A 12,712-nucleotide genomic window follows, 5' to 3' on the forward strand; every position below is an offset into this window, starting at 1 on the left:
TTTTATTTAATTATTTGCATATTCCATAACAGCTTGGGATACCGCCTGTACAACACCTTCATCGAATACACCTGGTACAATACTTTGCTCACCTGGTTTTGTAATTAAGCCAGCTAATCCTTCTGCAACTTTAACTTGCAAAGGCATATCCACCTTTTTTAAGCCACTGGCAAGTAATCCTTTAAACAAACCTGGAAAAGCTAAAATATTATTAACTTGATTTGGCCATTGTGATGAACCCGTCGCAACAATAGCAGCACCTGCTTTTTTAGCATCCTCAGGATCAATTTCTGGCACAGGGTTCGCTAAAGCAAAAACAATGGGATTTGTAGCCATGCGCTTAACTTGGTCAGCGTCTAAGACATTAGCATCAGATAAGCCAACAAACACATCTTGGTCTGTAATAACTTCATTAAGCGTCTGACCATTAGCTTGGATAACCTGTTTAGCTAAATCACGTTGGTAATTGTTGTAGCGCATATCATCTTCACGAATAACACCATTGATATCAACTAAGGTAATATGTTTAATGCCTGCAGCTAATAAAATTTTGGCAGTTGCAACACCTGATGCACCAACACCATTAATCACAACTTTCAAATTCTTTAATGGCTTATCTACGTATTTAGCAGCGTTAATTAACCCTGCTAAAACAACAATCGCAGTCCCCGTTTGATCATCATGGTAGACCGGAATATCTAATTCATTAGCTAATTTTTCTTCTATTTCAAATACACGCGGTGCAGCAATATCCTCTAGATGGATACCAGCAAATGATTTTGCCATATTCTTTATTGATTTCACAAATTCGTCAACAGGTACCTGATCTAAAGCAAGCGGGACAGCATCTACATCTGCAAAATCTTTATATAGTAAAGCTTTGCCTTCAATAATTGGTAATCCTGCCGATGGCCCGACATTTCCCAGTCCTAAGACAGCTGATCCATCGGTTATAATGGCAACTAACTTTCCACTCATTGTATACTTGTTTTTTTGAGTTTCATCTTTTTCAATTAGTTTTGCTAAGTCTGCTACCCCTGGTGTATAAGCTTCACCAAGTTCAGTTCGATTAGTAACATCAAAGGCCGAATCAATCCCCAAAACACCGGTATGTTTTTCGTGCAATTTAAGCACTTTATTCATATCAACCACGATTTACACCTCTAATACATCAATTTATAAAACTTGAATTTTTGAACGTGCGCATGTTCTTTTGTTAACATTTATAATTGTAACGCTTGGTTTTAAAAAAATAAATACATAATTTTATATTTTTAAAAAATAAAGAAAATATTTTAAAAATGATAAATGTATTTGCGCCGTATTCACAATAAAAAAATAAATAGGCGGCTGATTTTCATTGTGAATAAAATCAGCCGCCTATTTATTTTTTTATTATCTATCTAATATTAATTATTTTGATCCGTTAAAATACGATTTGCAACGGATTCTGTTGTAATTAAATCAGTGATGAGCCCCCCACGCAATGCTCCTAAAGCAGCATTTGTTTTAAACTTGCTCTTAACGACCGCAACTCGCCGTGGCGTTGCTAAAATATTAGCTAAGTCAATACCGAATGTTTTATCAGCACCCAAATTTAAAAAACATCCATCAATGTCGTAAGGACGACCGTACACCATACCAACAATCTCATCAGTATTCACATTAGGAAAAATGTCATTAATACCTTGATGCCATGCCGGAATTGAATTAACTGAAGACAACGTGCCTAACCCTGTAAAGATAAGATTCATCCGCTTAGCAGCAGCAAACGTCTTCCGTATAGAAATTTCATTTGCCAATCCCTGCCGCACATCATCATTAACAATATACAATGGTCCCACCATTGTTAAATAATTAGCTGAAAACTTATATGCCGCACGTTCTACCATGCGTGTCGTTCCGACAGATGAATTATATTTCATATTTTCACCCATAAATTGTGTGAACGTCACATTTTCTAAAACTTTACTTTGGAATTTTGAAATAACCTCATAAATCGTCCCACCCCAAGCTGTCCCAACAATATCATTGTTGTGAATTAATGATTGAATATGATCAGCTGCAAAATTAATCGTGTTTTGAATTGTATCATTCGGGTTTTCTGCAAAACGAATCACATAAACATTTTGAATATTAAACGCTTTTTTTATTTCTTGTTCCAACTCTACATTACGTGTTGTCGGCATGTTAATTTCTATTTTAACGATGCCACTATCACGCGCATCCTTTAAATATTTGTTTACCAAATAACGACTAATACTATACTTTTCTGATATTTCAGCCAAACTTAATTGGGAAATATAAAAATCTTGGGAAATATTTGCTATAAAATCCTTCCTATTCATCTGTTCTCCTATTACCCCTCATTATTTAATTCTACTATAGCATATTTCAAAATAATCAACATCTTTGAAATATTTTAAAATCAAAAACTATAATCGCTTACAAAATTTAATAATGACGCACGAATAAAACCACCAATCTAACCATTTTAATTTGGCAGATTGATGGTTAATAGACGTCTTCATCATATTGTTTTGGCGCTTTACACATCCACGACTTTGTTTTCATTACCATACATCATAGTCGTTTCGCACACCAGGTTTATAATGATTATTTTTAGAATTAGTTTAATCCCAAACGTTTATAAATATCATCCACATGCTTCAAGTGCCAATGATAATCAAAAGCATCATCAATTTGGTCAGGTGTCAAATTCTGGGTAATTGTTTCATCTGCATCAACCAATTCGCGGAACTGACGTTGCTCATCCCATGAACGGGCTGTCAGTGGTTGCACTGTATCATATGCAGCTTCACGAGATAAACCAGCATCAACTAATTTCAACAATAAGCGTTGTGAATAAATTAAACCATACGTACGTGTCATATTTTGTTTCATTGTCTCAGGGAATACTTGCAAATTCTGCAAAATATTTGTCATACGGTGCAACATATAATCCACAACTGTTGTGCCATCAACCAAAATAATACGTTCTGCACTTGAGTGAGAGATATCGCGTTCATGCCATAGTGTCACATCTTCTAGAGCAGTGATTGAATACCCACGCAAAACACGTGACAACCCAACAATATTTTCTGAACCAATTGGGTTACGCTTGTGAGGCATCGCTGATGATCCTTTTTGACCACCACGGAAACCTTCCTCAACCTCATGAATTTCAGAACGTTGCAAGCTACGAATCTCAGTTGCCATTTCTTCCAAGTTTGAACCAATAATTGCCAATGTTGTCATATAATCAGCATGCAAATCACGTGGTAAAATTTGTGATCCAATGAGTTGTGGTGTCAGTCCCAACTCTTTCATTGCCACTTCTTCCACTTGTGGTGGAATGTTCGCAAATGTCCCCATTGCCCCTGAGAGTTTACCAGTTTCAATCGCCTTGGCAACATTATCAAAGCGTTCAATGTTACGTACAGTTGCTTGATAAAAACGGGCCATTTTTAGGCCAAATGTTGTTGGCTCGGCATGGACACCATGTGTACGTCCCATCATAACTGTTTCTTTATACTTTAAAGCTAATTGTGCCAACGTTTCTTTTAATGTTTGTAAATCAGCCTTAATGACTTGATTTGCTTGTTGTAGCCGTAATGCTTGGGCCGTATCAACAACATCAGTTGACGTTAATCCATAATGAATCCACTTTCGTTCATCACCAAGTGACTCAGAGACATTTCTGGTAAACGCTACAACATCATGCCGAGTTGTTTTTTCAATTTCAGCTATGCGATCAACATCAAATTTTGCATTTTGACGAATTGCATCTAAATCTTCTGCCGGTACATGTCCAACTGCTACCCAGCCTGCCGTAGCTGCAATTTCAACATCTAACCATGATTGGTATTGATTTTCAAGCGACCAAATGCGTCCCATCTCAGGACGCGTATAACGATCAATCATTTTTTTATATCCCCTTACACCTTTTAAAAACGCGAACAAACTATTATTTATATTAATTATTGTATCGTAAATACGAATTATTTTCAGCTATTTTCCAAATAAAAACTGCAGTCAATAATGACTGCAGTTTTTATAAGTTCATTACTTATTACTACTCTTTGCTGCCTGTGCTGTTGCAGCAGCTTGTGTATAAGTTGACAAAACATTTTGCAAGGTAGAGTCTTTAATATTAACATCTGCCTTACCTAATTCTTCACCCACAATTGCTTGGACTTTATTAGTATCAGCCATTGTTTGATCCACCAAAATCATCTTCATCTTTGGCTTAAGCGTCTTAAATGACTTCTTTGAAGCTTGTGAATTCTTCTTGATAATAAAATATCCTTGTGATGATTGTGATTGGACTGGTGTCTTCGTGTACTCACCATCCTTAAGCTTAAAGGCAGCTGACTTAAAGTCATCCTCCAAGTTAGTATCAGTCGAATCAAAGGCAGTCATCTTACCACCATTTTTCTTGGTATTCGTATCAATTGACTTTTCTTTTGCTAACTTAGCAAAATCGCCGCCCTTATTTAACTCATCAATGACCTTTTTAGCATCATCTTCAGACTGTGTCAAAATAACAGAAACATTAGTTTTTGGTTGATAATCATTATAAGTTTTACGTAATTGCTTTGTTGAATAGTTTTCATTAGCAATAACTGCTTGCTTTTCTAATGCTTGAATTTCTAATGATTGTCGGAAGCCATCTTCATCCATACCATTTTGTGACAATGTCTGTGAGAATTGCTCACCATATTGTTTTTTGGCATCCTTAAATTGGTTTTCAACAGACTTCTTTGAAACTTTATCACCATACTTGTCATTCAAAACTTTTTGAATAATCATATTGGCTAATTCTTGTTGTCCTGCTGGGGACTTCTTCAAATTTTTGTAATACTCAGCTTGTGAAACGTTACCCGCATCAGTCGTGACGATTGATTTGGGACCGATTCCCCAGGCTGCTAGACCAACTGCTACAGCAATTGCTACTAGCACACCTAATACTTTTTTCCACATGGGTAGTGCCCTCTTTCTTGATATTAATAATACAACTTTTCTAGTTTATCATATAAATACAACTGTTACTTAAATTAAATGATATGTCGCCCCAATTGCATAGCGCCCGTTATCTAACATCTGATCAATTTCCATATGCTCTTCAAAATCTGCATGCCAATAAATTAACTGTGCTTTGGGAATACGCCATTGTAATGATTTTAATTGTGCCAAGAATTGTTGTTCAACATGGGTTTGCCGATTTAACATATAACGAATCACCAACCGCATCCAGTCAATCCCTGTCACTTTATCCAAAAAAGCCACCATCGTAAATGGCATTGGACGAACCACCATCAATGGTTCATCATTATGACTAGGCTGATGCTTAATCAACATTTGATATAGACCAGGTGTTTCCGAACTCATTTGTGGACGCGGAATTTTATCCCAAAGTGCTTCTGTCATCACAGATTGGTCTAAAATGATACCATCATTACTTTGACTGCCCATGCCAATTAAGTAAATAGTTTGACCATCATAAAAGTAATTAACAATTGTCCGTGAAGCGTCATCGACAATACTACTTGGCAAATATTTTTCTTTTGCAATAACCTGCACATCAATACCATTCTGTCGCAAGCTATTAATCAATTTAATACGATTACCAGGCACAAAAACCTGCATTGGTTGTTCAATTTCAATAACATTCATAACATCAGAAATCTCTAATGGTTCATAATACTTCTTGTTCCCTAACTGTGGCATAAACATTAAATCAGTTGGACTATTGTTCATTAGCACAGTTTGAATACCTTGCGCCTGCAATTCTGCTGCTACCATTGCCATAACATAAGAAGCGGCAGCGCCATCCCCTAAACGAAAACCACCTGCCCCAATTACTAAGGCGGTATATTTACCTAACCGAGTACTTTCATTCTCTGATTCAAAAGTTGAATAATACTGATTCGCAGCTTCTTCAAATTCACCTGCGGATGGTTCAAACGCTTTATAAGTCGGCAAAATACCATTATCCCACCGATACCGACGAACTTCTTCATATTTTGCGTGCCACAAGCGCGCAATTAACCCATCTGACAAACCATAATATTTTGCCAACTTAACAACATCTACTTGCCAAGGATTATTTTTTACTGTTTCTTCTAATTTGTTAATCTGTCTTAATTTATAAAAATAGAACGCGTTAATTTTCGTCATTTCAGCTAATTCATCAACCGTGTATCCTCTTCTTAATGCTTCCAAAAGAACAAAAATACGATTATCCCGAGGATGAATAAGCTGTTCAATAATTTCATTATCTGTCAACGCATTCATCACGGTTGGTGAGAAGTTACGATTATTGAAATGAGCCGCTCGGATGGCTTTTTCCAACGCTTCTTCAACACTGCGCCCCACACCCATTGTCGTACCAACCGATTTTTGCACTGTATTTAAACGGTGCTCCGTTTTAACACCATTAGATTCAAAATCACCAAATGAAAAAATTGGAAAACGAATGACAATGTGATCCATTGTTGGTTCCAATAATGCCGTATGGTTAGCTCCAATTACTGGTGTTTTAACTGATTCTAGCGTCTCGCCCAAAATCAATCGCGTGACCACTGGAATTAGCGGATACCCTGTTGCGGCAACCAATAAAGCTGCTGTACGATCAAAATATGGTGTCACACGGGTAATAACGTAATCATCACTTTTAGGATCAACCGCAAATCTAACTTCCAATAAACCAATAACATCAAAACCACGGATAACTTTAAAGGCTGCTGACCGTAATTTTTGATAGACTGGATCTGGCAAAGTTTGAATAGGCGTAATCGCAATGGAATCTGCAGAGTGAATCCCCACCGGATCCATGTCTTCAACACCACCAATCAAAACAGTCGTATCTCGTTTATCACGAATTACCAGCATTGATATTTCTTGATGACCACGAATACTTTTATCAATATTAACTTGATGCGTAATTGATCGGTTAAGTGCCGTTTCAACTGCTTCTTCTAAGTCATCAATATCAGTGACTTGCAATCGTAGTGTCTGTCCCATTGGTGCAATTGGGCGAATGACAACTGGCAAGTCGAAATCTCTAACAGCATCAAATGCCTCACTAACATCACTAGCTAAACGCGATTGAACTGTTGGAATATCTAGCTGTTGCAAGCGTTCATGTAAATATTTTGTATTTTGTGTTGCTTGCATCACCGGTAGTGACAAACCTAAAACTTTAGGTGCACCATTACCCATTAACTTCAAAATGTCAGCCCCTAGGCGCGTTGCTGTTGAACCACCCACTGATGTTACCATAGCCGTGATATGTTCTTTAGCAATAACAGCCATCAAATTATCAATCGTTAATGCTTTTTCAATGACCTGAATATCGTGACGACTAGTCGTAAACGCATATGGATTGTCATCGACAATAACGACTTCATGACCATATTTTTTGATAACATCAACAACTTGAAACGTTGCAACATCACCTTCAGTTTCACGACCAAAATCATTGGCTGAGCCACCTATAATAAGCACTCGTTCTGTCATATGACACCTCCTCCTCGCCGTGCCATCACCATTTCCATAAACTCAGCAAAAGCTTGGGTCTCTTCTAATGGTCCTGGTGCAGCATCTGGGAAAAATTGCACACTGAATGCTGGATAATCGCGATGCCTTAATCCTTGAATTTGATTATCCGTAATATCAATGTGCGTGACAAATAGCGGCGTATCTTTAATAGAAGTATTATCAACAGAGTACGCTTGGCCTTGCGTTGCAAAGATAATATCATTTGTAATTTGCTCACGAATTGGGTGATTCATCCCATGATGTGCTGATGCTAATTCGGTAACTTTGGCGCCATTAGCAATGGCAAATAACTCATGGCCTAATCCAATGCCAAATAACGGAATTCGTTGCTCAAACTCACGGATAATCTCAAGCGCCGTTTCTGGTACTTGATTTGGATCACCCGGTCCCGATGAAATCACAATGCCATCTGGATCAAGATTAGCAACTTCATCAAGCGTTGCTGAATAAGGCAAGACGGTGACATTCGCATCAAAATCACTTAACATTCTTAAAATACCACTTTTAAGTCCAAAGTCTACCACAACAACATTGGCGCCTCGTCCTGGATTAGCATAGGCTTTGGGTGTTGAAAGCTGTGCCACTTGCTGATTTGTCAGCACCATTGCCCGCAATTGATCGAAAGCGTGATCGTCTGGTTGATCAACAATTGATGCTTTTTGTATGCCAGTTTCACGTAAGTGACGTGTTAAAGCGCGCGTATCAATTTGTGAAATACCAGGTACATTATGCCGTTTCAAATAATCATTTAAACTTAGTGTCCGTAAACGATTAGTTGATATTTCAGCTATTTCACGAACAACAACACCCTTTACAGAAGGCACAATTGATTCATCCGCATAGTGATTAATACCTGCAGCACCAATAGTTGGTGTTGTAAACATAATAATTTGATTGTAATAAATTGGATTCGTGATAATTTCTTGATACCCGGTCATAGCTGTATTAAATACTAATTCCCCAAAAGTTGTTGCAGGTGCCCCAAAAGCTTCACCTGCATACACGGTACCATCTTGTAAAATTAAATAACGTGTTGTCATGACGTTGGTATCGTTTAGTCAGAATACTAAACGATTCCTCCTTCCCGGTTAACGGTCAAAGTTACTGGATTTCAATACCATCCATGCCATCAAATTCCTTCATTTTTACTCGAATACTTTCAGAAGTTGCTGTCGGAATATTTTTACCGACAAAATCAGCTCTAATTGGTAGTTCACGATGACCGCGATCAACTAATACAGCTAAATTAACTGCTGCTGGGCGCCCATTATCCATAATGGCATCCAAAGCTGCTCTAATTGTACGACCTGTAAACAAAACATCATCAACTAAAATAATGCGTTTATTATCAATATTTTCCTCAAATGATATTTTTTCGCCCGTATTTTGATTATCGTCATCCCGATAATGTGTGATGTCTAATGGAATAACCGGAATTGTTGCACCTTCTAATTGTTGTAGCCGTTCAGCAATTCGTTGCGCAATAAAGACACCCCGTGTTTTAATACCAACAATTGCCAGATTTGTGACACCCTTATTTTTCTCAATGATTTCATAAGTAATTCTTGTAAGTGCTCGTTGCATCGCCATTGCATCAACAATCTCTTTTGCCATAATTTATTCCTTTTCTCTCATTAATTCACACCTAATAAAAAAGAGACACTACTCTCCTAATTCTAAAAGGGTAACGTCTCGTTAGATTTATTTATCACATTACCTTCTAGCAATCTCACTGAACTACCTTAAGAAAGTTTCAATTCTTTTATATCTCATTTTATCATGTTAAACACTATTTGCGAACACATGATTTACTTATTCTGCGTATGGTTGTAATTGACTTAGTGCCTGTTCAAAATAATCTGGTAAAGGTGCTTCAAATTGCAAAGCTTCTTGCGTCGTTGGTTGTGTCAAACCAAGTGTTGCTGCATGCAAATATTGCCCATTTCCAGCAAGCGTTTTTTTAGGTCCATATAAAGGGTCGCCTGCAACAGGATGACCAATATAGTCCATGTGAACACGAATTTGATGTGTTCGTCCCGTTTCTAGCGTCACTTTCAATAAGGTATACCCAACAAAACGTTTAACCACTTCAAAATGGGTTATAGCGTCACGTCCACCGGCCACAACCGCTTGTTTTTTACGATCAGCTTTTGAACGACCTAAAGGTGCTGTAATTGTCCCTCTATTTTCCGTGAATTCACCATGTACCAGCGCATAGTATTGACGTAAGTTTTTTTTAGCTTTTAAATCTGCTGACAATGCCTCATGAGCTTTGTCATTTTTAGCAACCATCAAAAGGCCAGACGTATCTTTATCAATACGATGAACAATTCCCGGACGGATAACACCATTAATAGTTGAAAGATGGGTATGATACATTAAAGCATTTACTAATGTACCATCTGGATGACCCGCCGCTGGATGAACAACCATCCCCTGTGGCTTATTGATGACTAATAAATCATCATCTTCATAAATAATATCTAAAGGAATATTTTCTGGCTTAACATCTAATACAACTGGTTTTGGAACAGTAAAAGTAATCACATCACCCTCATGAACCTTATACTTAGCCTTTTTTTCATCCCCATTAACTTTTAGCACACCATCATCAATCCATTTTGAAATTTGTGTACGTGTGTAGTCAACAAAGGTATCTGCTACTACTTTATCCAGACGACCAGTCTGATCTGTAATCGTCAATGTTTCTTCAGTCATTTACTTACCTTTAATTTCCTTTTGTAGTTGATTTAAGAATTTTTTATTCATCCAATAACTATATCTTTCATCCTCGTAACTAAAGATGACCGTTCTTTTTGTAAATTGAACATGTTGCATTTCTTTAAAACGCACTTTTTCTGTATGGACACCAATCATCGGCATGATTAAAATAGCATCCGCTGATAATGTAACGCGTCGTCTAAAGTACGTTAATAACGCAATAAATAAAAAAACAATCGTAGCAAATATCGTCCAACTATTTAAATGTGTTACCTCAAGTTGCATTATCAAGGCAAACATTGCAATCATGATAATCCATAGCCAATTAATTAGTCCAAGTAAACCAGCCGGTTGGTAGTATCCTTTCATTCTGAAATCCTTTCCGATTTGTGTCTTATCAACTAATCATCTCATAATATCTCTGCTTTTTAGTATAATAAACTTAGAGGTGCTTGTCATGTTAATCAAAATATATTCTGACGCTGCTAGTCAAGGTAATCCTGGCCGTAGTGGTGCTGGCCTAGTTATTCTATATAACGGCCAACAAATTCAAAAACATCACTATCTTGGTATTATGTCTAATCACGAAGCTGAATTTGCTGCTGCAATTTGGGCTTTCAAAGAGTTAGCAAAAATTGCTACGCCAAATGATACTATCATGTATTATGCTGATTCTAAATTAGTCATTGATAGCATTAAGAAACGTTACGCCAAACATTTTAGTGAACAATTAACGCAGCTATTAAGACAACAAGATAATTATCAACTTTTAATTGCAAATTGGATTCCAGAAAAACAAAATCATGGTGCTCACCAACTTGCTTGGCAGGCTATTCATCATGCTTAATTTGACCAATGCCTGTCCAGGCACTAATTAACGAGCAAACAGGTGATAACAAAGCAAAGAAAGTAAACGGCGCAAACGAAGTTACTGAAACACCTAGTGTTTGTGCTGCAAAACTACCAGCAACACCCCAAGGTACCAAGTAATTAATAACTGTCCCTGAATCTTCTAACGATCGTCCTAAAGTCAGTGGGTTAATTTTTAAACGTGTAAAACTTTCCTTCCATAATTGACCAGGCAAAATGGTTGCTAAGTATTGTTCACCAATCAAAAAGTTAGCTGAAATACCTGTCATCACAGTCCCTGTAATAACACCTGCTTGCGTCTTAATACGTGTTACCAATGGTGTCATAAAGGCACTAAGAATTCCTTGCTCTGTTAATAGTCCACCTAAAGCCAACGCCAACATAATAATAATAACTGTTGGCATCATTGACAACATACCACCACGATTTAACAAACTAGCAAGCATATTATTTTTTATTGTTGTTGTTGAACCATTCATAATCACATCCGAAAATTGTTGTAGCGAATGATTAAATATAAATATGATACCCGTTACTGCAATGTTCACCAATAACGTTGGAATTGCTGGTATATGACGCCAAGCCATAATAAATAACAAAATTAATGGCAACATTGACCACCAATTTGGTGATAATAATGAGGCCAAGTGCTGTAATTCATGAACATCACTAGTGACCTTTATTTGTTTGCTTAAGAATGTAAAAATTAATAATGATCCAAGCAATGCTGGAATTGTCGTCCACATCAAGTTCTTAATATGTGCAAACAAATCAGTCCCTGCAATTGATGATGCTAGGTTGGTTGAATCTGATAGTGGTGAACTCTTATCTCCAAAGATAGCACCCGACAAGGCTGCTCCAGCAACAATCCCAGGATCAAATCCAATTGCCGTCCCAACGCCCATCAACGCGACCCCTACTGTGGCTAAAGTCGTAAAAGCTGAACCAACCATTGTACCCATAACTGCCATAATCAAAACCGTGCTAGGTAAAAACCATTCTACATTGGCCAACTTCAAACCTGTCCATAGTAATGTGGGAATTGTATTGGTTTCCATCCAAAGACCAATTAACATACCGATTAGCAGGAATAAAAATAATGGTGCTAATGCTTGTTCAATCCCTTTTAACAGTTGTCCTTGAATATCCTGCCAAGATGTTTGACGCGTTCTAGCGTACAACATGACAAAGATAATACTTATCACTAGCGGTACATTGGGTGATAAACCAAACCCCAAAATACTAATACTAAAAATTAAAATGACTGCAATTAATAAAACCATACTTTGCTTAAACGTTACTGACTTATTCATATTTCTTCTCTCCTTCATCGCTGCTTATTTATCAAATAATTACCCTAAAAGAGATAACGACTAAGTCCACCAACGTGATTGATATGCTTTAATACCCCAATGTCTTGCTCCTTTCAGCAATAAAAAAGTCCCAGTAACAAGTCAATTGACTCATTACTGGGACGAAAAGTTTCCGCGGTACCACCCAAAAATTAGTTAGTACGCAAAAACTAACTCTCTTTAAGATATTTACGATGTTTAAATAG

The 12,712-nt window shown here is 37.2% G+C and carries 11 protein-coding genes; 1 reads left to right on the forward strand and 10 read right to left on the reverse strand.

What is annotated here, in order from left to right; genetic code table 11:
• Positions 1-6: 6 nt before the first annotated feature.
• The 9 genes from FFM55_RS06225 to FFM55_RS06265 all read right to left on the reverse strand — a co-directional run bounded on the left by FFM55_RS06225 (position 7) and on the right by FFM55_RS06265 (position 10,653).
• Complete coding sequence (locus FFM55_RS06225) at positions 7-1,152, reverse strand: NAD(P)-dependent malic enzyme (protein WP_042492766.1); 1,146 nt, start codon at positions 1,150-1,152, stop codon at positions 7-9.
• Between the two features lie 257 nt (positions 1,153-1,409).
• Positions 1,410-2,348, reverse strand: coding sequence for a sugar-binding transcriptional regulator (locus FFM55_RS06230; protein ID WP_137600707.1), 939 nt, complete (start codon positions 2,346-2,348; stop codon positions 1,410-1,412).
• Positions 2,349-2,628: 280 nt separating this feature from the next.
• On the reverse strand, positions 2,629-3,924 hold the full coding sequence (purB, locus tag FFM55_RS06235) for an adenylosuccinate lyase (RefSeq protein WP_137600708.1): 1,296 nt from the start codon (positions 3,922-3,924) through the stop codon (positions 2,629-2,631).
• 141 nt (positions 3,925-4,065) lie between these two features.
• Positions 4,066-4,983, reverse strand: a complete 918-nt coding sequence (locus FFM55_RS06240; RefSeq protein ID WP_042492763.1) for a peptidylprolyl isomerase — start codon at positions 4,981-4,983, stop codon at positions 4,066-4,068.
• Positions 4,984-5,052: 69 nt separating this feature from the next.
• A complete protein-coding gene (locus FFM55_RS06245; protein WP_137600709.1) occupies positions 5,053-7,521 on the reverse strand; it encodes an ATP-binding protein in 2,469 nt (822 codons plus the stop codon).
• Entirely contained in the window at positions 7,518-8,603 is a 1,086-nt protein-coding gene (locus FFM55_RS06250; protein ID WP_042492760.1) for a carbamoyl phosphate synthase small subunit, read from the reverse strand. Before FFM55_RS06250 ends, FFM55_RS06245 begins: the two co-directional genes overlap by 4 nt.
• A gap of 61 nt (positions 8,604-8,664) precedes the next feature.
• Complete coding sequence (pyrR, locus tag FFM55_RS06255; protein ID WP_042492759.1) at positions 8,665-9,177, reverse strand: bifunctional pyr operon transcriptional regulator/uracil phosphoribosyltransferase PyrR; 513 nt, start codon at positions 9,175-9,177, stop codon at positions 8,665-8,667.
• A 198-nt stretch (positions 9,178-9,375) separates the two neighbouring features.
• Positions 9,376-10,281, reverse strand: coding sequence for an RluA family pseudouridine synthase (locus tag FFM55_RS06260; protein ID WP_137600710.1), 906 nt, complete (start codon positions 10,279-10,281; stop codon positions 9,376-9,378).
• The gene (locus FFM55_RS06265) at positions 10,282-10,653 is read right to left on the reverse strand and encodes an EbsA family protein (RefSeq protein ID WP_042492756.1); all 372 of its coding nucleotides are present in this window, start codon (positions 10,651-10,653) and stop codon (positions 10,282-10,284) included.
• 88 nt (positions 10,654-10,741) lie between these two features.
• Here FFM55_RS06265 and FFM55_RS06270 point away from each other — a divergent pair, with 88 nt between their 5' ends.
• Positions 10,742-11,131, forward strand: a complete 390-nt coding sequence (locus tag FFM55_RS06270; protein ID WP_042492755.1) for a ribonuclease HI family protein — start codon at positions 10,742-10,744, stop codon at positions 11,129-11,131.
• On the opposite strand, the gene FFM55_RS06275 is transcribed toward FFM55_RS06270, so the two are convergent.
• Positions 11,115-12,467 carry a Na+/H+ antiporter NhaC family protein gene (locus tag FFM55_RS06275; protein WP_042492753.1) on the reverse strand — a complete coding sequence of 451 codons (1,353 nt, stop codon included), beginning with the start codon at positions 12,465-12,467 and terminating at the stop codon, positions 11,115-11,117. The two genes, FFM55_RS06270 and FFM55_RS06275, sit on opposite strands and share 17 nt — an antisense overlap.
• Between the last annotated feature and the right edge of the window lie 245 nt (positions 12,468-12,712).

Source organism: Weissella sagaensis, from assembly GCF_005405285.1.
GTDB classification, from domain to species: Bacteria; Bacillota; Bacilli; order Lactobacillales; family Lactobacillaceae; genus Weissella; species Weissella sagaensis.

Bases quoted from the DNA above. Each gene is read 5' to 3' on its own strand.
- FFM55_RS06230 (WP_137600707.1), bottom strand. From the start codon at position 2,348: ATGAATAGGAAGGATTTTATAGCAAATATTTCCCAAGATTTTTATATT.
- purB (WP_137600708.1), bottom strand. From the start codon at position 3,924: ATGATTGATCGTTATACGCGTCCTGAGATGGGACGCATTTGGTCGCTT.
- FFM55_RS06240 (WP_042492763.1), bottom strand. From the start codon at position 4,983: ATGTGGAAAAAAGTATTAGGTGTGCTAGTAGCAATTGCTGTAGCAGTT.
- FFM55_RS06245 (WP_137600709.1), bottom strand. From the start codon at position 7,521: ATGACAGAACGAGTGCTTATTATAGGTGGCTCAGCCAATGATTTTGGT.
- FFM55_RS06250 (WP_042492760.1), bottom strand. From the start codon at position 8,603: ATGACAACACGTTATTTAATTTTACAAGATGGTACCGTGTATGCAGGT.
- pyrR (WP_042492759.1), bottom strand. From the start codon at position 9,177: ATGGCAAAAGAGATTGTTGATGCAATGGCGATGCAACGAGCACTTACA.
- FFM55_RS06260 (WP_137600710.1), bottom strand. From the start codon at position 10,281: ATGACTGAAGAAACATTGACGATTACAGATCAGACTGGTCGTCTGGAT.
- FFM55_RS06265 (WP_042492756.1), bottom strand. From the start codon at position 10,653: ATGAAAGGATACTACCAACCGGCTGGTTTACTTGGACTAATTAATTGG.
- FFM55_RS06270 (WP_042492755.1), top strand. From the start codon at position 10,742: ATGTTAATCAAAATATATTCTGACGCTGCTAGTCAAGGTAATCCTGGC.
- FFM55_RS06275 (WP_042492753.1), bottom strand. From the start codon at position 12,467: ATGAATAAGTCAGTAACGTTTAAGCAAAGTATGGTTTTATTAATTGCA.